The sequence below is a fragment of the Sphingobium chlorophenolicum genome, assembly GCF_000722875.1.
Classification (GTDB): Bacteria; Pseudomonadota; Alphaproteobacteria; order Sphingomonadales; family Sphingomonadaceae; genus Sphingobium; species Sphingobium chlorophenolicum.
Window position 1 is genome coordinate 1 of record NZ_JFHR01000036.1, and the last position, 22,133, is coordinate 22,133.

Here is a 22,133-nt window from a genome sequence, read left to right on the forward strand (position 1 = left end):
ACTGACGCGCAATATCCTCCGACGACAAGGAACTCACCAGCGCCGTGTCGCTCGCTGGATCAACAGACAACTTCAAAGGCGTCGCCGCACCCTTGAACTGAACACCCGTCACTACAATGTCAGCGGGTTCAGAGCTATCAGGCGCAGAAGACTGGGCAATTGCGGGAAAAGCAGACGCACAAATCGAGACGCAAATGATATTCTTCAAGCTGCGGCGAAGAATAATTCCCTTATTAAGCATATTACCCCCTTAGTCTGATGTTTACACCTTGTTATTTTAATCCTGCCGCGCTGCGTCGCTGGGCTGCGAATTCAGCCAATGCGCGTCCTGGCATGCCGACAAGCAGAGTCGGCACATCGCGAAAGCCAGAAAAACTTCATTGATTTTATCTGATGTACTGGAAGCTATCGATGCAGCGGCATGGACGCAAGAAAAAAAGTGTAGATACATTCAATTCAGGAGAAACGCTTTCCGTTCCAACAAATTATCCATAGCATGAATGAGCGGTTTCTGGCGGCTTCGCTAGAACGTAGCGCTCCGAAACGGACCTCGCGCGCAGGGCGCGGCGATTCGCGGGAATGTTCCGCATCAGCATCGAATCGGGGGTGCGGAGCGCCGTCTAAGCCGCTGTCCGGCCATCGGAAAATGGCTGCAGGCAGGTAATCGCCCGGCAATGGCCGACGGGGCGCCCGCCAAGGCGCCCCGTCATTCAGCGCAACATTCAGCCGATCATCATCAGGCTGGCATTGCCGCCAGCGGCTGTCGTGTTGACAGAGATCGAAACCTCTTCGAGCAGCCATTCGCAATGATAGGCGAGCGGCTGATCCCGTTCGGCAGCATGGACCGAAACGATCGGGCCGGGCATGGCCGCGACCTGCGCCACGATTTCGGCGACGGCGGCTTGGTCCCCTTCCACTAGCGCGACGGAACAGGGGCCGTCGGGCCGCTCGGCAAATGCGGCGGCGACGTTCGGCGGCAGATCGGCGGGCAGAGCTTCGTCCACCACGCCCCGATTTCCGGTGGCGAGCACTGCGGCCATCTGCTCGAACAGGCCATGGCGGGTCTGGGGCTTCATCAACACCTGGCCACGGGGATGCAGGCTGTAGAGATTGCATTCCCCGACCGGCCCGGGGAGGGCGATCTCCGCCCCCAGGGCGGATGCGGCGGCGTAACCGCGGGCCTTCGCCGCGCTGGCCAGCTCTCCCTTGTCCTCCAGCCAGTCGGCGAAATCATGGACCGGCGAGTCGAGATGCCGCGCCCGCGAACCGAATATGGGGGGCAGCGCGACCAGCCGGTTCAGGTAAAGCGGACCGCCCGCCTTCGGTCCCGTTCCGGACAGCCCGCGCCCGCCGAAGGGCTGGACGCCGACGATGGCGCCGATCGTGTTGCGGTTCACATAGAGATTGCCCGCCTTCACCCGCGAAGTGACATGGGCGATCGTCTCATCCAGCCGGGTGTGAAGGCCGAAGGTCAGGCCATAGCCGGTTGCATTGATCGAATCGATCAGCGCGCCCAGCCGTTCGCGGCGGAAGCGGACGATATGCAGGACCGGTCCGAACACCTCCTGCTCCAGTTCTGCTATATCCCCGATCTCGATGATCGTCGGCGCGACGAAGGTGCCATGCACCGCTTCGCCGGGCAGGGCATGCTGATCGACTCGCGCGCCGCGCTGGCGCATGGCCGCGATGTGCCGTTCGATCCCGGCCTTCGCATCCGCGCTGATGACCGGGCCTATGTCGGCCTTCAGTGCGTCAGTGCGGCCGATGCGCAGTTCGCGCAAGGCGCCCTTGAGCATCGCGAGGATGCGATCCGCGACATCTTCCTGAAGGCAGAGGACGCGGAGCGCCGAGCAGCGCTGGCCCGCGCTGTCGAAGGCCGAAACCAGCACGTCCGCAACGACTTGTTCCGCCAGCGCCGATGAGTCCACGATCATCGCATTCTGCCCGCCCGTCTCGGCGATCAACGGAATGGGACGGCCCGCAGGTGACAGCCGCTTTGCAAGCTGGCCCTGGATGAGCCGGGCCACCGCGGTGGAGCCGGTGAACATGACCCCCGCCGTTTCCGGCGCCGCCACCAGCGCGCTGCCGAGGTCGCCGCCACCGGGCGTCAGTTGAAGGGCATCCTGCGGCACGCCCGCTTCATGCAGCAGGCGCACGGCTTCGGCCGCGATCAGCGGCGTCATGCCCGCAGGTTTTGCGAGCACCGGATTGCCCGCGACCAATGCGGCCACGACCTGACCGGTGAAGATCGCCAGCGGGAAGTTCCAGGGGCTGATGCACACGATGGGGCCGAGCGGCGCTTGTCCGGTCCCGAAATTGGCGCGGGCCTGCGCGGCATAATAGCGGAGGAAATCAATCGCCTCGCGCACCTCGGCTATGGCGTTGGGAAGGGATTTCCCCGCCTCGCGCATCAGCAGGCCCAGCAGGATCGGCATGCGCGCCTGCATCGCATCGGCGGCGCGCTCCAGAATGGCGGCGCGGTCCTGCACGGGCCTGTTCCCCCAGCCGGACCCGGCGGCACGGGACACCAGACCGGCGGCGTCCTCCTCCGCAAGTTCCACCACCGTGCCGATCCTGTCGCGATGATCGGCCGGGTTGACGATGGGCCGCTCCTCGCCTGTGCCGAAGGTAGGGGCCGCCGACCATGCAATCGCGGCGCTTTCCCGTAACGCTTCGGACAGGGCGGCAAGGGTCGTTTCGTCGCTCAGGTCGAACCCTGCCGAATTGCGCCGGTCTGGATAGAGATCGGCGGGCAGGGCGATCCGGTCGTGCCGTGCCCCCGGATCGGGCATGGCGCGGACGACCTCGACCGGGTCGGCGATCAGCTCTTCGACCGACGTCGCCGGATCGGCGATCCGATGGACGAAGGAGGAATTGGCGCCATTTTCCAGCAGACGCCGGACAAGATAGGCAAGCAGCGTCTCATGCGTTCCGACCGGCGCGTAGATGCGGCAGGGGCGGTCCAGCTTCTCCCTGCCGACGACCTGTTCGTACAGCGGCTCGCCCATGCCGTGCAGGCACTGGAACTCATATCGGCCGGCGGCGAAATCCGGCCCGGCAAGGTGGTGGATGGTCGCCAATGTCTGGGCATTGTGCGTCGCGAATTGCGGAAAGACCGCGTCGGGCGCGGCCAGCAGCTTTCGAGCGCAGGCGATATAGGCGACGTCGGTATGGACCTTCCGCGTATAGACGGGGAAGTCGGCCAGCCCGTCCACCTGCGCCCGCTTGATCTCCGCATCCCAATAGGCGCCCTTCACCAGACGGACCATCATTCGGCGTCCGGCGCGCCGGGCAAGGTCGACGATCCAGTCGATGACGAACGGGCACCGCTTCCCATATCCCTGAACGACGAAACCCAGCCCGTCCCATCCGGCAAGTTCCACGTCCGTCGCCAAACTCTCCAGCAGGTCGAGCGACAGTTCCAGCCGGTCCATTTCCTCGGCATCGATGTTGAGGCCGATGTCATAGCCCTTGGCCAGGATCGCCAATTGCCGCACGCGGGGCAGCAGTTCGCCCATGACCCGTTCCGCCTGGGCGCGCACATAGCGGGGGTGCAGCGCGGACAGCTTGATCGAGATGCCCGGCCCCTCATAGACGCCGCGCCCGCCCGATGCCTTGCCGATGGCGTGGATGGCGCGTTCATAGTCGGCATAATAGCGGTCGGCGTCCGCCGCCGTCGTCGCCGCTTCGCCCAGCATGTCGTAACTGTAGCGGAAGCCCTTTGCCTCCAGGGCGCGGGCGCGCTTCAGCGCTTCCGAAATCGTCTCGCCGGTGACGAACTGTTCACCCATCATGCGCATCGCCAGATCGACGCCCCGGCGAATCACCGGCTCCCCGGCGCGGGCGACCAGACGGGTGAGCGCCGCGCCCAGACCCCGATCGTCGACGCTGCCGACCAGCTTGCCCGTGACGACCAGCCCCCATGTGGCGGCATTGACGAAGAGCGACTTGCCTTCGCCCAGATGAGCGCCCCAGTCGCCGCCCGAAACCTTGTCGCGGATCAGGGCGTCGCGGGTCGCAGCATCGGGAATGCGCAGCAGCGCCTCGGCCAGACACATCAGCGCGACGCCTTCTTCGCTGGAGAGCGAATATTCCTGCACCAGCCCTTCCACGCCGCCGCCCTTGCGGTTGGCGCGCAGCCCTGTCACCAGCTTGCGCGCCGTCTCACTAATCGCGGCGCGATCCGGCTCCGGGAGGGAGGCCGCCTCCAGCAATGGTGTCATGCACAGAGCCTCGTCGCGGCGATAAGCGGCGGTGATGGCGCGCCGCAGCGGACTCTGGGGGCGGATTGGCGGCGCGAAGGCGCTGAAGGGAGGTTGATCGGTCATGGCGGGAGAATATCAAATCCATCCCTGTCGTTCCGACTTATTTGCGGGCATATTAAAACGAATCGAACTTTAATTCGGATTATTTCAAGGTAAATTTCATGGAAATTGGCACATCTAAGGTCAATCTGGATCATTTCGATCATAAGATGCTGGCCATCCTGTCGAGCGACGGAAGGATCAGCGTCACCGAACTGGCGCGTCAGGTGGGCCTTTCAAAGACGCCTTGCCAACTTCGGCTGAAACGCCTGATGGAAACGGGCATCATCACTGGGTTCCGGGCTGTGCTGGACAAGGCCAAGCTGGGGCTGGACCATATCGCCTTCGCGGAGGTCAAGCTGTCGGACACCCGCGAACATGCGCTGGAGGAATTCAACGCCGGGGTCCGCCGCATTCCGGAGGTGGAGGAATGCCATATGATCGCGAGCAGCTTCGACTATCTGCTCAAGGTGCGGACGCCAGACATCCGTCGCTACAGGATCGTGCTGGGCGAGAAGATATCCAGCCTTCCCCATGTCGCCAGCACGTCGACCTTCGTCGCGATGGACACGGTCAAGGATCATTGACCGCCAGGCCGCGTGGACAAATTCAAGACTCGCTGGACGGGGTGATTTGGGTGGATTTCCGGCATTCCCCCTCCCGCAAGCGGGAGGGGGTTAGGGGGTGGGCGCGAGCGGAGCGAGCTTCAGCCTTCTCGGCTAGGGAAGAACGCCGCTGGCGCGGCGGCCCACCCCCGCCCCTCCCGCCTGCGGGAGGGGAGAAGAAAGTCCGCTCATGGCCAATTTCCCGACATTCCGAATCTTTCCACGCGGTCTAGGAACGAAGGAAATTCAGCCGCTCGGCGTGCCAGCGCAGATGATCGTCCATGAAGGTCGAGATGAAATAATAGCTGTGGTCATATCCCTCGCGCAGGTTCAGCGTGAGGTCGATGCCCGCCGCATCGCAGGCTTCGCGCAAAAGTTCGGGACGAAGCTCCTTTTCCAGGAAAGGGTCCGCTGCCCCCTGATCCACCAGCATTGCGGGCACATGGGCGCCATCCTGGATCAGGGCGACCGCATCATGCTTGCGCCAGGCCGCCCGGTCGGAACCGAGATAGCCGCTGAGCGCCTTTTCACCCCAAGGCACCTGCGAAGGCGCGACGATCGGCGCGAAGGCGGACACGGACTTGAACCGTTCCGGATGGCGCAGGGCGACGGTGAGCGCGCCGTGACCGCCCATGCTGTGCCCCATGATCGACTGCCGCGTGGGATCTACGGGGAAATGGCCGGCGATCAGCGTCGGCAGTTCCTCCGTCACATAGCTCCACATACGGTAATTTTTGTCGAAGGGCGGCTGATCCGCATCGACATAAAAGCCCGCGCCCAACCCGAAATCATAAGCGCCTTCCGCATCGTCGGGCACGTCGGGACCGCGAGGCGAAGTGTCCGGCGCGACGAAGATCAGGCCCAGTTCGGCGCATAACCGCCGAAACTCGCCCTTTTCCGTCACATTGGCATGGGTGCAGGTCAGCCCGGAAAGATACCACAGCACCGGCAGCTTCGCGCCCGGCTCATGCGGGGGCACGAAGACCGAAAAGACCATGTCCGTTCCGGTTGCCGTGGACGCATGCCTGTACACGCCCTGCTCCCCGCCGAAGGCGCGATTGACGCTGACCTGTTCCATGCCCACTTCTTCTTCAGAAGACGACGACGCTGCGGATGCTTTCCCCGGCATGCATCAGGTCGAAGCCCTTGTTGATCTCCTCCAGGCTCAGCACATGGGTGATCATCGGGTCGATCTCGATCTTGCCGTTCATATACCAGTCGACGATCTTGGGCACATCCGTGCGCCCCTTGGCCCCGCCAAAGGCGCTGCCCTGCCAGACGCGGCCGGTGACGAGCTGGAAGGGACGGGTGGAGATTTCCTTCCCCGCTTCCGCCACGCCGATCACGGTGGATACGCCCCAGCCGCGATGGCATGCCTCCAGCGCCTGGCGCATCACTTCGGTATTGCCGGTGCAGTCGAACGTATAATCGGCACCCCCGTCGGTCAGCGCGACCAGATCGGCAACGACCTCCGCCGTGCTCTTGCCGGCGGGATTGTAGAAATGAGTCATGCCGAAACGCTTGCCCCATTCCGCCTTGCCCTCATTGATGTCGACGCCGATGATCCGGTCCGCGCCGACCAGCCGGGCCGCTTGAAGCACGTTAAGACCGATGCCGCCCAGCCCGAAGACGATGACGTTGGAACCGGGCGTGACCTTCGCGCTGTTGATCACCGCGCCGACGCCGGTGGTGACGCCGCAACCGATATAGCAACTCTTGTCGAAGGGCGCGTCCTCGCGGATCTTCGCCACCGCGATCTCTGGCAGGACGGTGAAGTTGGAGAAGGTCGAACAGCCCATATAATGGTAGATCGGCTGCCCCTTGTAGGAAAAGCGGGTCGTGCCGTCGGGCATCAGCCCCTTGCCCTGCGTGGCGCGGATCGCGGTGCAGAGGTTGGTCTTGCCGGAGAGGCAGCTTTTGCACTGGCGGCATTCGGGCGTGTAGAGCGGGATCACATGGTCGCCCGGCTTGACCGAGGTAACGCCCGCGCCCACTTCGCGCACGACGCCCGCGCCCTCATGACCCAATATGGAGGGAAAGATGCCCTCGCTGTCGAACCCGTCCAGCGTATAGGCGTCGGTATGGCAGATGCCCGTCGCCATGATCTCCACCAGAACCTCGCCCGCCTTCGGGCCTTCCAGGTCGAGTTCCACGATCTCCAGCGGCTTTTTCGCTTCGAACGCGACGGCGGCGCGAGTCTTCATTGCTTTTCTCCTTCGGTGAGGAGGGCCTAGCATTGTCTCCTTTCAGCGTTAATATGCTCATTTCGCAATATACTGTTGCTGAGGAGCGATAATATGTCGAAATGGGAGGGGCTGGACGAATTTATGGCCGTCGCCGCCGCCAGTTCCTTCACGGGCGCAGCGCGTTCCCTGTCCGTATCGACCACCCATGTCAGCCGGGCCGTCATGGCGCTCGAACAGCGCATCAACGCCCAGCTTTTCTACCGGACCACGCGGACGGTGCGATTGACTGACACCGGACGGGTGTTCCTGGAACAATGCCGCCGCATCGCCGCAGAGACGGACGAGGCCATCGCCCACATCGCGGAGCAGGGCGAACCGGCGGGCGAGTTGCGGGTGACATGCTCGACGGCGATGGGCGAACGCTATGTCGCGCCCCTAATCCGGCGGTTCGCCATGCATCATCCCCGCTTGTCAGTGTCCATCGAACTGACCAACCGCGTCGTGGACCTGATGACGGAGGATTTCGACCTCGCCATCCGCACCGGCACGATTTCCGATCCCCGCCTGATCAAGACGCGCATCGCGTCCCGCCGCCTCTATACCTGCGCCGCGCCCGATTATCTCGCCCGCGCCGGTCGTCCGACCACTGTCGAGGAGATCGGCGCGCATGAATGCATCGGCGGAACGAGCGGAAGCTGGCATTTCAAGGTGGACGGGGTGGATGTCTCGCATCGCCCCATCGGCCGTTTCCGCTGCAATAGCGGCCATGCGGTCGTGGACGCCTGCGTTGCGGGCCTCGGAATATGTCAGCTTCCGGAATTCTATGTCCTGCCGCATCTGCAACATGGCATGGTGGAACTGATATTGGAGGATTGCCGCCCGGATGACGAGCCGATCTGGGCGGTCTATCCCCAAAGGCGGCACCTCGTTCCCAAAATCCACTTCGTGGTCGAACATCTGCGCCGCGAACTGGAGGCGGCGATGACTACACGGAGCGCACAGGCCTGAGTGATGGATGGAGAGCCGACCTTTCCTATTCCTCCCCATCGATAGATGGGGAGGGGGACCGCCGCTAAAAGCGGTGGTGGAGGGGAACGGGGCACGACCTCCGAATTTCCCCTCCACCACTCGCTCCGCGAGCGGTCCCCCTCCCCACGCTACGCGCAGGGAGGATTTAATCCGCAACTGGCCACACCAATTGCCCACGCCACCCAGCCCCTATTTCAACAACACAAGCTCCTCGGCCATGCTGGGATGCAGCGCGACGGTGTCGTCGAAGGCCTGCTTGGTAAGCCCCGCCTTCACCGCCACGGCGGCCGCCTGCAGGATTTCGGGCGCGTCCGGGCCGATCATGTGCAGGCCCACCACCCGGCCGGTCGTGTCGTCCACGATCATCTTGTACAGCGCTCGCTCATCCCGCCCGGCAAGCACATTCTTCATCGCCCGGAAGTCGGAAGTATAGACCTTCACCGTGCCCAGCTTTTCCCGCGCCTCGCTCTCCGTCATGCCCACCCCGGCAATCGGCGGATGGCTGAACACGGCGGACGGTATGCAGTCATAATCCACGGTGCGCGGATTGCCGCCGAAGACGGTGTCGGCAAAGGCATGACCCTCCCGGATGGCCACGGGTGTAAGCTGCACCCGGTTGGTCACGTCGCCCACCGCATAGATGCTCTCGCAACTCGACCGGTTATAGTCGTCCACGATGACCGCGCCCTGATCGTCCAGCGCGACGCCCACATTCTCCAGTCCCAGGCCCTGCGTATGCGGGCGGCGGCCGGTCGCGAACATCAGCAGGTCCGTCTCTATCGGGTCGCCGTCCTTGAAATGGAGGCGGAGCGAGCCGTCAGCCAGCTTCTCGATCTTCTCGAATTCGGCGTTCAGGCGGAAATTGATGCCCTTCGCCATGGATGTCGCCAGCAACCGCTCGACGATCTGCCGGTCATAGCCGCGCAATATGGTGTCGGACCGGTTGACCAGCGTCACGTCGCAGGAAAATTCGTGGAAGATGCCGGCAAATTCATTGGCGATATAGCCGCCGCCCGCGATCACGGCGCGTCGGGGCATTTTTTCCAGATGGAACACCTCGTTGGAGGTGATGCCATGTTCGGCCCCCTCTATGTCCGGGGTCACGGGCCATGCGCCGGTCGCGATCAATATATGCTTGGCGCTGATCCTGCGCCCGCTCGCCAGCGTGACCTCCTGCGGGCCGCTGACCGTGGCGCGCTCCAGAAACACCTCGACATCATGACTGGACAACGTGCTGGTATAGGCGCCGTTCAACCGGTCCACGTCGGCCAGCACATTGTCCCGCAATATGGGCCAGTCGAAATCGCATTCGGGCACGTCCCAACCGAAGCGGCGGGCGTCCTTCAGGTCTTCGGCGAAATGCGCGCCGTAGACCAGCAGCTTCTTGGGCACGCAGCCGCGAATGACGCAGGTGCCGCCTACGCGATATTCCTCGGCGATGGCCACTTTCGCGCCATGGGCCGCCGCGATGCGCGCAGCGCGCACCCCGCCGGAGCCTGCGCCGATCACGAACAGGTCATAGGATGTCATTGAACGTCGATTTCCTGAAATTATTGATGATCAGCCGTCGTTCAGACCCGCTCCACCGCTAGCGCCAGGCCCATGCCGACGCCGATGCACAGCGTCGCCAGACCCCGCTTGCCGCCGCTCTTCTCAAGCTGGTGGACGACCGTCATGGCCAGGCGCGCGCCCGACATGCCCAGCGGATGCCCCAGCGCGATCGCGCCGCCATTGGCGTTCACATGCGGCGCATCGTCGGGCAGGCCCAGGTTCCGCAGCACCGCCAGACTCTGGCTGGCGAAGGCTTCGTTCAGTTCGATGGCATCGAAATCCTCGATGGAAAGGCCCAGACGCGCCATCAGCTTCCGCGCCGCAGGAACCGGGCCGATCCCCATGACTCGCGGCTCCACCCCGGCGGATGCCATGCCGAGGATCCGTGCGCGGGGAGTCAGGCCATGCGCCTTCACGGCGGCTTCGGATGCTACGATCATCGCCGCCGCGCCGTCGTTGATGCCCGACGCATTGCCCGCCGTGACCGTCGCTTCGGGGCCGAACAGCGGCTTCAGCTTCTGCAACGCCTCCAGACTGGCGTCGGCGCGGGGATGTTCGTCAACGCTGACCTCCATCGTCTCGCCGCGCTTCCGGCCGGGCACGGTGACGGCGATGATTTCTTCGGCATGAAAGCCGCTCTGCTGCGCGGCGACGGCGCGCTGTTGGCTGCGCAGGGCGAATTCGTCCTGATCGGCGCGGCTGATCCGGTAGTCCTCCGCCACATTCTCGCCCGTGCGCGGCATCGCCTCCGTACCATAAAGGGCGTCGAGCGCGGGATTGACGAAGCGCCAGCCCATGGTCGTGTCTTCCAGCTTCTGGTTCCGGCCAAAGGCGCCGTCGGCCTTCCCCATCACGAAGGGCGCGCGGCTCATGCTCTCCACGCCGCCCGCGATGGCGAGCGCGATCTCGTCCGAACGGATGGCGCGGGCGGCGGCGCCCACCGCCTCCAGACCCGAAGCGCAAAGCCGGTTCAGCGTCACGCCGGGAATCGTGTGCGGCAGCCCGGCGAGCAGCAGGCTCATCCGCGCCACGTTGCGATTATCCTCGCCCGACTGGTTGGCGCAGCCGTAGAACACCTCTTCGATCGCCGCCGCGTCCAGGCCGGGATTGCGTTCGATCAGCGCCTTCATCGGCAGCGCGCCCAGATCGTCGGCGCGGACTTTGGCAAGGATGCCGCCATAACGGCCGATGGGCGTGCGGACGGCGTCGCAGATAAAGGCTTCGGTCATGGGATTTTCGCTTTCCTATCGATCAGGCGGTCAGGGCGACGCCGGTCATCCGGCGAAGCTCGTCAAGGGTGAGGCCGTCGACCATCTCGACGACGCTGGCGCCGTTGGGGCCGACGTCGAAGACGGCCAGGTCGGTATAGACCCGCGAAACGCAGGCCAGCCCCGTCAGCGGATAGGAGCAGCGCTCCACCAGCTTGCTTTCCCCCTCCTTGGTCAGCAATTCCATCATCACGAAGGTCTGCTTGGCGCCGACGGCCAGGTCCATGGCCCCGCCGACGGCCGGGATCGCGGACGGATCGCCCGTGTGCCAGTTGGCGAGGTCGCCCTTCACCGACACCTGGAACGCGCCAAGCACGCAGATGTCGATATGGCCGCCGCGCATCATGGCGAAGCTGTCGGCATGGTGGAAATAGGCCCCGCCGGTCAGCAGCGTCACCGCCTGCTTGCCCGCGTTGATCAATTCCCAATCCTCTTCGCCCGGCGCGGGCGCGGGGCCCATGCCCAGCAGGCCATTCTCGCTCTGGAGCAATATGTCGCGGTCGACGGGAAGGAAATTGGCGACCTTGGTGGGCAGGCCGATGCCCAGGTTCACATAAGCGCCCTCAGGAATATCCTTGGCGACGCGGGCGGCGATCTGATCGCGGCTGAGACGGTTCATATGGCGGCTCCTCTCAGGCGGCTGTCGATGCTTGGGCGCCGGTTTCGACGACGCGCTGGACGAAGATGCCCGGCGTCACGATCGTTTCGGGATCGAGCGCGCCGAGCGGGACGATCTCCGACACCTGAACGATGCTGGTCTTCGCCGCCATCGCCATGATCGGCCCGAAATTGCGGGCGGTCTTGCGGTAGATGAGGTTGCCCCAGCGGTCGCCCTTATGCGCCTTGATCAGCGCGAAGTCGGCGTGGATCGGATATTCCAGCACATGGTCCTTGCCGTCGATGCGCCGGGTCTCCTTGCCCTCCGCAAGGGCGGTGCCGAAGCCGGTCGGCGTGAAGATCGCGCCCAGCCCGGCGCCCGCCGCCTGGATGCGCGCCGCCAGATTGCCCTGCGGCACCAGTTCCAGCTCGATTTCCCCGGCGCGGTAACGGGCGTCGAAATGATGGGAGTCGGTCTGGCGCGGGAAGGAGCAGATGATCTTCTTCACCCGCCCCGCCTTGATCAGCGCGGCCAGCCCCGTTTCGCCATTGCCGGCATTGTTGTTGATGATGGTCAGGTTGCCGACGCCGCGCGCGATCAGCGCGTCGATAAGGTCGTCGGGCATTCCGGCCGTGCCGAAGCCGCCGATCATGACCGATGCGCCGTCGAATATGTCGGCCACGGCGGCGCTGGGGGATTCAAAACTCTTGTCGATCATTTGGCTCTCCTGGCGTGATCGTCGGGCCGGAGCCTTCCGCCTTGCCTTGTCGCGAGTCAATCGATAAACGGATTTACGTTCGGTAATCGGTTATTGGAGATCGAAATGCGGGAAGAGACCGGCGCGGAGTTTCAGGGCGATCCGGAATTCATGATGTCGCTAGCCCGCGGCCTAGCCGTCTTGCGCTGCTTTGCCGAGAGGGAACGGCCGATGACCATTGCCCAGGCGGCGGAGATGACGGGGCTGAGCCGCGCCGCCGTCCGGCGCTGCCTCTATACGCTGACGCGGCTGGGCTATGCCGCGCAGGAGGATTTGAGCTACGTCCTGCGGCCCAAGGTGCTGTCGCTCGGCTACGCCTATCTCTCGTCCAGTTCGCTGGCGGCGCGAGCGCAGCCCATTCTGGACCAGTTGCGCGACGAGCTTGGCGAATCCTGTTCGCTGGGCGTGCTGGAGGAGGATGAGGTCTATTATGTCGCCCGCGCCGAGGCGGGCCGGATCATGTCCATCGCGCTGCTGGCGGGCAGCCGTCTTCCCCTCTACGCGACGTCCATGGGCCGCGTACTGCTCGCCGCCCAATCGCGGGAGGCGCAGGAGGCCTATCTGGCGCGGACGGAACTGGTGGCGCTCACCGCGAAGACCGAACGGTCCAAGCCCGCCCTTCTCGCAAAGCTGGAACAGGTGCGGGAGGAGGGATTCGCCATTATCGACCAGGAACTGGAGCCGGGCCTGCGCTCCATCGCGGTGCCGGTCCAGGGCCGAAACGGCGTCATCGCCGCGCTCAACGTAGGGACGCAGGCGGCGCGCATCACGACCGCCGACCTGCGCACCCGCTGCCTGTCGGCGCTCCGCCGCGGGGCGCAACGGCTGAGCATGATCGCGGCGATGTAGCAGGAGAGGGGCGGGGAGGCCGCCCCTCCGTCATTTCCCGCTGAGGTCGAGCGCGACGTCCACGATCATGTCCTCCTGACCGCCGACCATCTTGCGGCGGCCCACCTCCACAAGGATGGCGCGGGTGTCCAGGCCATGGTCCAGCGCTGCCTTCTCTGCATGACGCAGGAAGCTGGAATAGACGCCCGCATAGCCCAGCGTCAGCGTCTCCCGGTCCACGCGCACCGGCCGGTCCTGCAACGGACGGACCAGTTCCTCCGCCGCATCCATCAGCGCATAGAGGTCGCAGCCATGGTTCCAGCCATAGCGGTCGGCGGCGGCGATGAACACTTCCAGCGGCGCGTTGCCCGCGCCCGCGCCCATGCCCGCCAGGCTGGCGTCGACGCGCACCGCGCCATTCTGCACCGCGACAATGGAGTTGGCCACGCCCAGCGACAGATTATGGTGCGCATGGACGCCGCGCTGGGTTTCGGGCTTCAGCACCCGGTCATAGGCCTGAAGCCGCGCCGCATATTCCTCCATATTCAGCGCGCCGCCGCTGTCGGTGACATAGACGCAGTGCGCCCCATAATCTTCCATCAGCTTCGCCTGCCGCGCCAGCGATTCCGGATCGGTCATGTGGCTCATCATCAGGAAGCCGGACACGTCCATGCCCAGGTTGCGCCCCGCCTCGATATGCTGTTTCGAAACGTCCGCCTCCGTGCAGTGGGTCGCGATGCGCACCGACCGCACGCCCAGATCATAGGCATGTTTCAGGTCATGGACCGTGCCGATGCCGGGCAGCAGCAGCGTCGTCAGCACGCTATGTTCCAGTACCTCCGCCACCGCCGCGATCCACTCCCAGTCGGTATGCGCGCCGAAGCCATAGTTGAAGGACGATCCGCTCAGCCCGTCGCCATGGGCGACCTCTATGGCGTCCACTTTGGCGTCGTCCAGCGCCTTGGCGATCTTCTTCACATGGTCGATGCCATATTGGTGGCGCATGGCATGCATGCCGTCGCGCAGCGTGACGTCCTGGATATAGAGCTTGGTCCGGGTCGGGTCGAATGTCATGCCACGGCTCCTTCCTGCATGCGGACGGCGATCTTCTCGGCGGTGCGCAGCGCGGCCGATGTCATGATGTCCAGATTGCCTGCATAGGCGGGCAGATAATGGGCGGCCCCCTCCACCTCCAGGAAGACGCTGACCTTCAGGCCGGTATATTCCCCATCCATCTCCGCTATGCGCAGCGGTCGGTTCGACCCGATATGTTCGAACTGCACCGCCTGCTTCAGCCGGTATCCGGGCACATAGCTCTGCACTTGCGCCACCATGGCGTCGATGCTGGCGCGGATTTCGTCCTGGTCGGCTTCCTCGCACAGGCAATAGACGGTGTCGCGCATGATCAGCGGCGGTTCGGCGGGGTTGAGGATGATGATCGCCTTGCCCCGGCTCGCGCCGCCCACGTCCATGATCGCCTGGCTGGTCGTCTCGGTGAACTCGTCGATATTGGCGCGGGTGCCCGGCCCGGCGCTTTTCGAGGCGATGGAGGCGACGATCTCGCCATAATGCACCTTCGCCACGCGGTTGACGGCGTGGACGATGGGGATGGTCGCTTGACCGCCGCAGGTCACCATGTTGACGTTCGTCGCGTCCAGATGGGCTTCGCCGTTGACGGACGGGATGGTGTAGGGGCCGATGGCGGCGGGCGTCAGGTCGACCACCCGCTTGCCATGCGCCTGGAGCAGTTCGTTGTGGCGCTGGTGCGCCCCGGCCGATGTCGCGTCGAAGACGATGGCGATGTCCCTGAACCCCTCCAGCGCGATCAGCCCGTCAATGCCCTCCGCCGTGACGGGCACGCCCATGCGCGCCGCCCGCTTCAGCCCGTCCGATTCCGGATCGATGCCGACGAGCGCGCCCATTTCCAGCACCTCCGACAGGCGCATGATCTTCATCATCAGGTCGGTGCCGATATTGCCCGATCCGATGATCGCAACTTTGGTCCTGGCCATGTTCCTCCAAGCCTTCTCGCAACGCAATTCTGTTCGAAGGGCAATAAGCGCGCCCTGCTCTTGGCGCCACGGGGCCAGGTCGCTATCTTCTTGCATCATGAGAAAGAAGACCCCGCAGATCAGTTCGCTCAAGCGCACATTGACCATGTTGGAAGAGGTCGTGGCCGATGGCGGACAGAGCAATGTCTCCACGCTGGCGAGGTCGGCGGACATTCCCGTGGCGACCGCGCACCGGCAGGTGACGACGCTGGTGGAGGAAGGCTATCTGACCCCGGTCGGGCGCGGGCGGCATGTCGCGGGGGCGCGGCTGCTGCGGCTCTTGCAGCGGCTGGATGAAAAGCAACTGATCGTCAATGTCGCGGCACCGGTCCTGCATCGGCTGGCCGTCAGGGTGCGAACCATCGTCCAACTGGGCACGCTGGAAAATGAGATGGTGACCTATCGCCTGAAAATCGGCCAGGGTGCGGCGGAACTGTTCACCCAGGTGGGCATGCAGTTGGAGGCCTATTGTTCCGGAATGGGCAAGGTGCTGCTCGCCAACCTTCCCCGCGAAGAGCGGGACGCCTATCTCGCGAATGGGCCCTTCGTCGCGCTGACGCCGCGCACCATCATCGACGCCGATGCATTGGCGCGGGAACTGGATCTGGTCGCGGGGCAGGGCTATGCGATCGACGATGGCGAGGTCGTGGAGGATCTGACCTGCGCGGCGGTTCCGATCCGAAGGCCCGACGGCGGGGTGCCCGCCGCCATCTCCGTCTCGCAATCCGTGACCGGGCGGCGCATTTCCCAGGAGGATTTGGTCGACCTGTTGCGCGCGACGGCGCGGGAGATCGAACAGGTCGCCTTCAACCGGGCGTGACGCGGCGGGCGACAAGCCAGCAGGGGCCGCCCGCATCCGCCGTCGATGCCCGCGCACCTATGCGGACGCCCCCGGCAGGGGCCTGTTCCATCCAGAGGTCGCGATAGTCGACTATCGCCCCGTGCGGCGTGTCCATCGGTTCGTGATGGGTCGCGGTGACGACCAGTAGGCTTGCGCCAGCGCTTTCCGCCGCCGCTATGCCTGCCACGGAGTCCTCGATCGCCAGACACCGATCGGCTGTCGTGCCCAACCGCTCGGCGGCCAGATGGAAGCAGTCCGGCGCAGGCTTGCCCCGCTCCACATCCTCGGCCGCGATCAGCAGCGGCGGAATGGGAAGTCCGGCCGCCCTGATGCGGCCCAATGCCAGCGCCCTGGGGGCGGAGGTAACGACGGCCCAGCGGCAATCGCCCAGCGCGGCCAGAAATTCCGCCGCGCCCGCTATGGCTTCGATGCCCTCGACATTGTCGATCTCCGCCTGGGTGATGGCGGCCGCCTCCGCCACGGGATCGATGCCCGGCAGGCCCAGCCGGCGGACGGTCTCCACGGACTGGACGCCATGGATCGTGGGGAGGAACGCATCGACGTCCAGCCCATGGCCCCGCGCCCAGTCGCCCCAGATGCGTTCCGCCGCCTTGATGGAATTCAGGATCGTGCCGTCCATGTCCAGCAGGACGGCATCGACTATCTTATGATCCATTGCCCTGGGCGCCTGTCATGGAAGCTGGTGATTCCCCAGGCACTTACACGCCCTAACGCACGCGCTCCAGAATCGATGTGTAATTCGCCACCGCGGCTCCGCCCATGTTGAAGATGCCGGCAATGGTCGCCTGCGGAACCTGAATCTCCGGCGGCGCTTCTCCGCAAAGCTGCATGGCGGAAATCGCATGCATGGAAACGCCGGTCGCGCCGATCGGATGGCCCTTCGCCTTCAGCCCGCCGGAGGGATTGACGGGCAGCTTCCCGCCCATTTCCGTCCACCCCTCTTGAACCACGCGCGCGCCCTGCCCGGCGGGAGCCAGCCCCATCGCTTCATATTCGATGAGTTCCGCGATGGTGAAGCAATCATGGGTTTCCACGAAACTCAGGTCATCCAGGGCGATGCCCGCCTCATGCAGGGCCAGCCGCCAGGCGGTCGCGCACCCTTCGAACCGCAGGATGTCGCGGCGCGACATCGGCAGGAAATCCTGCACATGGGCGGTGGCGCGGAACGACACGGCGCGCTTCGCCTCGCGCGCGACATTGGCGGATGCGATGACGATGGCCGCCGCACCGTCGGACACCGGCGAACAGTCGCTGCGCTTCAGCGGACCCGCGACGCGGGGGTTGCCCGGACTTTCCGTCCGGCAGAATTCGATCCCAAGATCCTTGCGCAACTGCGCCCAGGGATTGCCCATCCCGTTCCGGTGATTCTTGGCGGCGATAGCGGCCAGCACATCCGTCTGGTCGCCATAGCGGGCATAATAGAGGTCGGCGATCTGGCCGAAAAGACCGGCGAAACCACCCTCGACCCCGCCTTCCTCCGGCAGATAGCATGCGCCCAACAGGTTCGATTTCACCGCGTCGCTGGTGGCGTCGGTCATCTTCTCCACCCCGACGACCAGCGCGATTTCCGCATGGCCGGATTCGATGGCGCGAAGCGCCTGATGCACCGCCGCCGATCCGGATGCGCAGGCATTTTCGACGCGGGTGGCGGGCGTGAACCGCAATCCGGGGTCCGCTTGGAGGACAAGACCGCCCGTCAGATTCTGCTTCGAAAATCCGCTGTTGAAATGGCCCACGAAAATCTCGTCGACATCTTCCGCGCCGATATTCGCATGCTGGAGGGCATCCCGCGTCGTCCGGACCATCAGCGTCTCCAACGTCTCGTCGGGCAGCTTGCCGAAGGGGCTGTGCGCCCAGCCGATTATGCTAGCAGTCATCATCACGCTCCTGAAGATAAGGGATCGGGCATTCCGCGCCCGCCGAACAGGACCGCCGACCTGTCGGCGTCGCCCCATTGGCCGCGGTCGGGGGCGGAGGCGAGGGCGGTCCCCTCGCTCACCGGCTGATAGCTGCGCCATTCGGAAATGCCGGTGCGGGACGTGATGCCCCAGCCGCTGGCGCGAAGCTCGAACCGGTCGATATAGCGAAGCGCGGCGATTAGGTCGTAATCCTCGCCCGTGCCGCCGAACAGGCCGCCCGGCGGCGCATCGGCCCGCACCCGATGATAGCCGACGCAATAGGTTTCCGCGAAAGCCTCCGCTCCGTTCAGCGAGATCGATATATTGCTCACCTGATGGAAGGTCATGGCCAGCGCCTGCTCGAAAATCCGCGCCACCGTGTCCCGCGCCTCCCGCCACGGGCCGTCGAAGGCGGACATGCGCCACCGCCCGTCATCATGGAACACATGATCCAGCAAGTCCCATTTCCGCCGGTCCACGGCATGGGCGTAGAGCTTGATGCGGCCGCTTATCTGATCCTTGGCGATCAGTTCTTCCAGGCTGTTTGCGAACATCGCCCGATCCGATTCCGTTATGCGTTCAGGCGGAATAGCCGCCGTCCACGATGATTTCGGTGCCGGTCACGTAGCTCGCCTCGTCGGAGGCGAGGAACAGCGTCGCCATGGCGACCTCCCGCGGCTGGCCCATGCGCTTCAGCAAAGTCCGCTCCGTGATCGCGGCATTCAGCGCCGGATCGTTGCCGGTGTTGATCATCTGCGTGTCGATCGGTCCCGGAAGCACCGCATTCACCCTGATATGGAACGGCGCCAGATCATGGGCCGCCGACCGCGTCATGCCGCGCACCGCCCATTTCGCCGCGCCATAGCTGAACATGCCCGGCCCGCCGCGAAGACCGGCGACCGACGCGATATTGACGACCGCCCCGCGGCCCGCCGCCCGCATCGGCGCGACGACCGCCTGCATGCCCAGGAAGGTGCCCTTGTCGTTGATCTCGACATGGCGGCCGAATTCCTCGCTATGGCTGTCCAGCAGGCTCAGCGCCTTGTAATAACCCGCATTGTTCACGAGGATGTCGACCCCGCCGAACAGTTCGGTGGCGGTCTGCACCGCCCGCGCCCAATCGTCGGCATCGGCCACGTCCAGCTTCCGGAAGGCCGCTTCCCCGCCCAGTTCGGCCGCCAGCGCCGCGCCGCGCTCCAGATCGATGTCGGTCAGGAGAACCCTGGCGCCTTCCTCCAGGAACAGGCGGGCGGTTGCCTCGCCCATGCCCTGCGCCGCGCCCGTCACTATCGCGACCCTGCCGTTCAATCGACCCATTGCCTGCTCCTGTCCGTCCATATCTATCTGTTGTCGATGATGACGCGCTGCGTATCGATCACCGACACGCGGGTCTGCGTCAGGTCGATGAACATCGCCTCATCTTCCCTGATCGCCTGGAATGCGGCGCTTTGCACGACCCTGGCCCGATCCTCGGCCGAATCGTACCACGCCTCCGAAAAGCCGTCGAAGCCGACATCCCGCACATCGCCCGACGGGTTCGGTTCCAGATGATGCTGCACATAATATTTGATGTGCGGCGCGATGTCGGGATGGTCGCGCAGCATGGGGCCATGGACATTGGTCCAATAGTCCGAAAATTCCTGATGGCTCAAACCCGGCTTGCGCCGGTAGAAACCCAGTACGACCAGCATGGCAACCTCCGGAAAATAAAAGGAGGAACAACGATGGCTCAGGCCATCGTGCCCCCGTCGACGGGCAGATCGATGCCGGTGATGTAGGATGCCTCGTCCGACGCGAGAAACAGAACGGCAGCGGCCAGTTCGGACGGCTGGCCCAGACGTTGCAGCAGCGTCCGGCCCTTCATCGCTTCGATCCTGTCCTGGCTGTTGCCCGCCTTCATCATCGGCGTTTCGATGGGGCCGGGCAGCACGGTGTTGACCCGGATGTTCAGGCTGGCCAGATCATGGGCCGCCGAACGGGTCATGCCCCGCACCGCCCATTTGGTGGCGCGATAATGGAACAGCGAAGGCCCCCCGCGCATGCCCCCCGTGGAGGATATGTTCACGATGGCGCCGCCCCCGGCCGCCCGCATCGGCGCGACCACCGCCTGCATGCCCAGAAACACGCCCAGTTGATTGACATCGACATGGCGCTGGAATTCTTCGACCGTGGCGTCCTGCAACGGCGTTGCCCGGTAATAGCCCGCATCGTTCACCAATATTTCGATCCGGCCGAAGGCGCGCATGGCCGCATCGATTGCGGCGGTCCAATCACCTTCCTTCGAAACGTCCAGATGCTGGAACAGGGCGTCGGGGCCAAGCTCCTCCGCCAGGGCCGCGCCGCGAACATCGTCTATATCGGCGATCAACACCCTCGCGCCTTCGCCGACAAACCGGCGGACGGTGGCCCCGCCGATGCCGCTCGCGCCGCCGGTAACGATCGCAACCTTGTTCGCCAGCCTGCCCAAATCATCTCTCCCGTCGGCGCGTTTTGCCGTTTCTCCTGTTAATGCAGGCGCTGCGGCTTCGACAGTCCCATCGTCCGGGGACATCAATCCAGCCCTTTTGCCGCCACTGTCGAACGGAATATAAGGCCGTCGACGTTCGTCCCGGCCGCACCGGCCCTATTGGAACTTTGGAGGCATAATGGCGGCAGTCATGGACGATGTGCGCACCGGCTTCGACTCGCTCGCAGGCGCGGTCGAAGGGGCGGCGCAGGCGCGGCCTGAATGCGTCGCCATCGTGGAAAAGGACCGCAAGGCGACATGGTCGCAATTGCGGGACCGCGTCGCCGCAATGGCCGCCGACCTGCACGGGCGCGGCTTCCTGCCGGGGGATCGCGTCGCCCTGCTCGCGGGGGTGGGGGCGAGCAATCTGGAGGTGGCGGCGGCGCTGTCATGGGCGGGGCTGGTCGCCATTCCGCTCAACTTCCGCCTGTCGCTGCCCGAATTGACGCAGGCGGTGCGCACCGCCGCCGCGACGGCGGTCCTCTACGAACCGGCCTATCGTGATCAGGCGGAATCGATCGCCCAGATGCAGGAAGATATCCTCGCGATAGACATGTCCGACCTGTCGACGGACGGGCAGGCCGCCACCCGGCATGACTGGCGGCCCGGCGAACTGGCGCTGATCCTGTTCACCGGCGGGACCACGGGCGCGCCGAAGGGAGTCATGCACTCGGCGGACGCGCTGATGGTGCAGGGGCGGAACGTCCAGAATTGCCTGTCCTATGACGCCGATACAGTCGCGCTGCATTCCCAGCCCGCCTTCCATATCGCGGGCGTCAACCAGCTCACGGCGCTGACGCTCGCCGCCGCGCGCATCGTCTTCCGCGCCGATGCCGGGCCGCCCGCCGTCTATCAGGAAATTGCCGCGAACGGCGTCAATTCGATAGGGGCTGTGCCCACGACCCTCGCCATGCTCCTCGCCTCCCCGGATCGCGACGACGCGCTGCTCGCCCGCCTGCAAAGCGTCGTCTACGGCGCGGCCCCCATATCGGAAAAGCTGCTGCGCGACGTGCGCGCCGCCATGCCCCATGCGCGGCTGTGTCAGCTTTACGGACTGACGGAAAGCGGGCCGATCTCCGCCCTGCTGCCCGAACATCATATGCTGGACGATCCGGACATTTTGCGGTCGGCGGGCAAGCCGCGTTCCCATGTGGAGGTGCGGATCGCCGGTCCGGACGGCGCGCCCGCCGGACCGGATGTCGTGGGCGAAGTGATGCTGCGCGGCCATGGCGTCACCAGCGGCTATTGGCAGGATCCGGAACGCACGGGGGAATTGTTCACCGACGGCTGGATGCATACCGGCGACGCGGGCTTCATCGACGGCAAGGGATTCCTGACCATCGTGGACCGCTACAAGGACATGATCGTCACGGGCGGCGAGAATGTCTATTCGGGCGAAGTAGAAAACATCATCGCCGCATTCCCCGGCGTAGCGGCCTGCGCGGTCTATGGAGTGCCTGACGATTTCTGGGGAGAAATCGTCACCGCCGCCGTGGTCGCGAAGCCGGGCGCGCAGATCGATCCGGACGCATTGATCGCCCACTGCCGCGCCCATATCGCCGGATATAAATGCCCCAAGGCGATCACCGTGCGCGACACGCCGTTGCCTCTCAGCACTTTAGGCAAGGTGCTGAAACACGTCCTGCGCGCCGAAGCAATCGCGGCGCGGCAGGCCGCTGCCTGAAAATAG

General features: G+C 64.8%; 20 protein-coding genes and 1 pseudogene. 5 read left to right on the plus strand and 16 right to left on the minus strand.

Annotated features, from left to right (window positions below; translation table 11 throughout):
- Positions 1-241, minus strand: a pseudogene (locus tag BV95_RS24450) (TonB-dependent receptor); the annotation flags it as partial.
- 481 nt (positions 242-722) lie between these two features.
- The gene (gene putA / locus BV95_RS14710) at positions 723-4,328 is read right to left on the minus strand and encodes a trifunctional transcriptional regulator/proline dehydrogenase/L-glutamate gamma-semialdehyde dehydrogenase (RefSeq protein ID WP_037453404.1); all 3,606 of its coding nucleotides are present in this window, start codon (positions 4,326-4,328) and stop codon (positions 723-725) included.
- 98 nt (positions 4,329-4,426) lie between these two features.
- Here putA and BV95_RS14715 point away from each other — a divergent pair, with 98 nt between their 5' ends.
- Positions 4,427-4,891, plus strand: a complete 465-nt coding sequence (locus tag BV95_RS14715; RefSeq protein WP_037453407.1) for an Lrp/AsnC family transcriptional regulator — start codon at positions 4,427-4,429, stop codon at positions 4,889-4,891.
- A gap of 247 nt (positions 4,892-5,138) precedes the next feature.
- On the opposite strand, the gene fghA is transcribed toward BV95_RS14715, so the two are convergent.
- Together fghA and BV95_RS14725 are read right to left on the minus strand one after the other, a co-directional pair.
- Entirely contained in the window at positions 5,139-5,987 is an 849-nt protein-coding gene (fghA, locus tag BV95_RS14720; protein WP_037453501.1) for an S-formylglutathione hydrolase, read from the minus strand.
- A gap of 13 nt (positions 5,988-6,000) precedes the next feature.
- A complete protein-coding gene (locus BV95_RS14725) occupies positions 6,001-7,113 on the minus strand; it encodes an S-(hydroxymethyl)glutathione dehydrogenase/class III alcohol dehydrogenase (protein WP_013849307.1) in 1,113 nt (370 codons plus the stop codon).
- A 93-nt stretch (positions 7,114-7,206) separates the two neighbouring features.
- Between BV95_RS14725 and BV95_RS14730 the strand changes: the two genes are divergently transcribed.
- Entirely contained in the window at positions 7,207-8,103 is an 897-nt protein-coding gene (locus BV95_RS14730; RefSeq protein WP_037453412.1) for a LysR substrate-binding domain-containing protein, read from the plus strand.
- 210 nt (positions 8,104-8,313) lie between these two features.
- On the opposite strand, the gene gorA is transcribed toward BV95_RS14730, so the two are convergent.
- The 4 genes from gorA to BV95_RS14750 are packed head-to-tail and all read right to left on the minus strand — an operon-like array spanning position 8,314 to position 12,259.
- Positions 8,314-9,654 (minus strand): glutathione-disulfide reductase, encoded by a 1,341-nt coding sequence (gorA, locus tag BV95_RS14735; RefSeq protein ID WP_037453415.1) that lies wholly within the window; start codon positions 9,652-9,654, stop codon positions 8,314-8,316.
- A 41-nt stretch (positions 9,655-9,695) separates the two neighbouring features.
- A complete protein-coding gene (gene pcaF, locus BV95_RS14740) occupies positions 9,696-10,904 on the minus strand; it encodes a 3-oxoadipyl-CoA thiolase (protein WP_037453418.1) in 1,209 nt (402 codons plus the stop codon).
- A 22-nt stretch (positions 10,905-10,926) separates the two neighbouring features.
- Positions 10,927-11,562 carry a 3-oxoacid CoA-transferase subunit B gene (locus BV95_RS14745; RefSeq protein ID WP_037453421.1) on the minus strand — a complete coding sequence of 212 codons (636 nt, stop codon included), beginning with the start codon at positions 11,560-11,562 and terminating at the stop codon, positions 10,927-10,929.
- A gap of 13 nt (positions 11,563-11,575) precedes the next feature.
- Complete coding sequence (locus BV95_RS14750; protein WP_037453423.1) at positions 11,576-12,259, minus strand: 3-oxoacid CoA-transferase subunit A; 684 nt, start codon at positions 12,257-12,259, stop codon at positions 11,576-11,578.
- A 105-nt stretch (positions 12,260-12,364) separates the two neighbouring features.
- On the opposite strand from BV95_RS14750, the gene BV95_RS14755 reads away from it, so the two are divergent.
- Positions 12,365-13,147, plus strand: a complete 783-nt coding sequence (locus BV95_RS14755; protein WP_037453426.1) for an IclR family transcriptional regulator domain-containing protein — start codon at positions 12,365-12,367, stop codon at positions 13,145-13,147.
- Positions 13,148-13,177: 30 nt separating this feature from the next.
- Here BV95_RS14755 and dmpG read toward each other — a convergent pair whose 3' ends face one another.
- Entirely contained in the window at positions 13,178-14,200 is a 1,023-nt protein-coding gene (dmpG, locus tag BV95_RS14760) for a 4-hydroxy-2-oxovalerate aldolase (protein WP_037453428.1), read from the minus strand.
- On the minus strand, positions 14,197-15,138 hold the full coding sequence (locus tag BV95_RS14765; protein WP_037453430.1) for an acetaldehyde dehydrogenase (acetylating): 942 nt from the start codon (positions 15,136-15,138) through the stop codon (positions 14,197-14,199). Before BV95_RS14765 ends, dmpG begins: the two co-directional genes overlap by 4 nt.
- A gap of 97 nt (positions 15,139-15,235) precedes the next feature.
- On the opposite strand from BV95_RS14765, the gene BV95_RS14770 reads away from it, so the two are divergent.
- Positions 15,236-15,997: an IclR family transcriptional regulator gene (locus BV95_RS14770; protein WP_037453433.1), complete on the plus strand. Its 762-nt coding sequence runs from the start codon at positions 15,236-15,238 to the stop codon at positions 15,995-15,997.
- Here the strand turns inward: BV95_RS14770 and BV95_RS14775 are convergent.
- The 6 genes from BV95_RS14775 to BV95_RS14795 are packed head-to-tail and all read right to left on the minus strand — an operon-like array spanning position 15,984 to position 20,404.
- Positions 15,984-16,694 carry an HAD-IA family hydrolase gene (locus BV95_RS14775; RefSeq protein WP_037453437.1) on the minus strand — a complete coding sequence of 237 codons (711 nt, stop codon included), beginning with the start codon at positions 16,692-16,694 and terminating at the stop codon, positions 15,984-15,986. The genes BV95_RS14770 and BV95_RS14775 overlap by 14 nt on opposite strands.
- Positions 16,695-16,746: 52 nt before the next feature.
- Entirely contained in the window at positions 16,747-17,916 is a 1,170-nt protein-coding gene (locus BV95_RS14780; RefSeq protein WP_037453440.1) for an acetyl-CoA acetyltransferase, read from the minus strand.
- A gap of 2 nt (positions 17,917-17,918) precedes the next feature.
- A complete protein-coding gene (locus tag BV95_RS22775) occupies positions 17,919-18,491 on the minus strand; it encodes a nuclear transport factor 2 family protein (protein WP_051749796.1) in 573 nt (190 codons plus the stop codon).
- 25 nt (positions 18,492-18,516) lie between these two features.
- A complete protein-coding gene (locus BV95_RS14785) occupies positions 18,517-19,254 on the minus strand; it encodes an SDR family NAD(P)-dependent oxidoreductase (RefSeq protein WP_037453443.1) in 738 nt (245 codons plus the stop codon).
- A 23-nt stretch (positions 19,255-19,277) separates the two neighbouring features.
- Positions 19,278-19,628: an EthD domain-containing protein gene (locus tag BV95_RS14790; protein ID WP_037453446.1), complete on the minus strand. Its 351-nt coding sequence runs from the start codon at positions 19,626-19,628 to the stop codon at positions 19,278-19,280.
- A 38-nt stretch (positions 19,629-19,666) separates the two neighbouring features.
- The gene (locus BV95_RS14795) at positions 19,667-20,404 is read right to left on the minus strand and encodes an SDR family NAD(P)-dependent oxidoreductase (RefSeq protein ID WP_037453449.1); all 738 of its coding nucleotides are present in this window, start codon (positions 20,402-20,404) and stop codon (positions 19,667-19,669) included.
- 178 nt (positions 20,405-20,582) lie between these two features.
- Between BV95_RS14795 and BV95_RS14800 the strand changes: the two genes are divergently transcribed.
- The gene (locus tag BV95_RS14800) at positions 20,583-22,127 is read left to right on the plus strand and encodes a class I adenylate-forming enzyme family protein (protein WP_051749797.1); all 1,545 of its coding nucleotides are present in this window, start codon (positions 20,583-20,585) and stop codon (positions 22,125-22,127) included.
- Positions 22,128-22,133: the final 6 nt, after the last annotated feature.

Excerpts from the sequence above, each read along its gene's own strand:
- putA (WP_037453404.1), bottom strand. The coding sequence starts at position 4,328 with ATGACCGATCAACCTCCCTTCAGCGCCTTCGCGCCGCCAATCCGCCCC.
- BV95_RS14715 (WP_037453407.1), top strand. The coding sequence starts at position 4,427 with ATGGAAATTGGCACATCTAAGGTCAATCTGGATCATTTCGATCATAAG.
- fghA (WP_037453501.1), bottom strand. The coding sequence starts at position 5,987 with ATGGAACAGGTCAGCGTCAATCGCGCCTTCGGCGGGGAGCAGGGCGTG.
- BV95_RS14725 (WP_013849307.1), bottom strand. The coding sequence starts at position 7,113 with ATGAAGACTCGCGCCGCCGTCGCGTTCGAAGCGAAAAAGCCGCTGGAG.
- BV95_RS14730 (WP_037453412.1), top strand. The coding sequence starts at position 7,207 with ATGTCGAAATGGGAGGGGCTGGACGAATTTATGGCCGTCGCCGCCGCC.
- gorA (WP_037453415.1), bottom strand. The coding sequence starts at position 9,654 with ATGACATCCTATGACCTGTTCGTGATCGGCGCAGGCTCCGGCGGGGTG.
- pcaF (WP_037453418.1), bottom strand. The coding sequence starts at position 10,904 with ATGACCGAAGCCTTTATCTGCGACGCCGTCCGCACGCCCATCGGCCGT.
- BV95_RS14745 (WP_037453421.1), bottom strand. The coding sequence starts at position 11,562 with ATGAACCGTCTCAGCCGCGATCAGATCGCCGCCCGCGTCGCCAAGGAT.
- BV95_RS14750 (WP_037453423.1), bottom strand. The coding sequence starts at position 12,259 with ATGATCGACAAGAGTTTTGAATCCCCCAGCGCCGCCGTGGCCGACATA.
- BV95_RS14755 (WP_037453426.1), top strand. The coding sequence starts at position 12,365 with ATGCGGGAAGAGACCGGCGCGGAGTTTCAGGGCGATCCGGAATTCATG.
- dmpG (WP_037453428.1), bottom strand. The coding sequence starts at position 14,200 with ATGACATTCGACCCGACCCGGACCAAGCTCTATATCCAGGACGTCACG.
- BV95_RS14765 (WP_037453430.1), bottom strand. The coding sequence starts at position 15,138 with ATGGCCAGGACCAAAGTTGCGATCATCGGATCGGGCAATATCGGCACC.
- BV95_RS14770 (WP_037453433.1), top strand. The coding sequence starts at position 15,236 with ATGAGAAAGAAGACCCCGCAGATCAGTTCGCTCAAGCGCACATTGACC.
- BV95_RS14775 (WP_037453437.1), bottom strand. The coding sequence starts at position 16,694 with ATGGATCATAAGATAGTCGATGCCGTCCTGCTGGACATGGACGGCACG.
- BV95_RS14780 (WP_037453440.1), bottom strand. The coding sequence starts at position 17,916 with ATGACTGCTAGCATAATCGGCTGGGCGCACAGCCCCTTCGGCAAGCTG.
- BV95_RS22775 (WP_051749796.1), bottom strand. The coding sequence starts at position 18,491 with ATGTTCGCAAACAGCCTGGAAGAACTGATCGCCAAGGATCAGATAAGC.
- BV95_RS14785 (WP_037453443.1), bottom strand. The coding sequence starts at position 19,254 with ATGGGTCGATTGAACGGCAGGGTCGCGATAGTGACGGGCGCGGCGCAG.
- BV95_RS14790 (WP_037453446.1), bottom strand. The coding sequence starts at position 19,628 with ATGCTGGTCGTACTGGGTTTCTACCGGCGCAAGCCGGGTTTGAGCCAT.
- BV95_RS14800 (WP_051749797.1), top strand. The coding sequence starts at position 20,583 with ATGGCGGCAGTCATGGACGATGTGCGCACCGGCTTCGACTCGCTCGCA.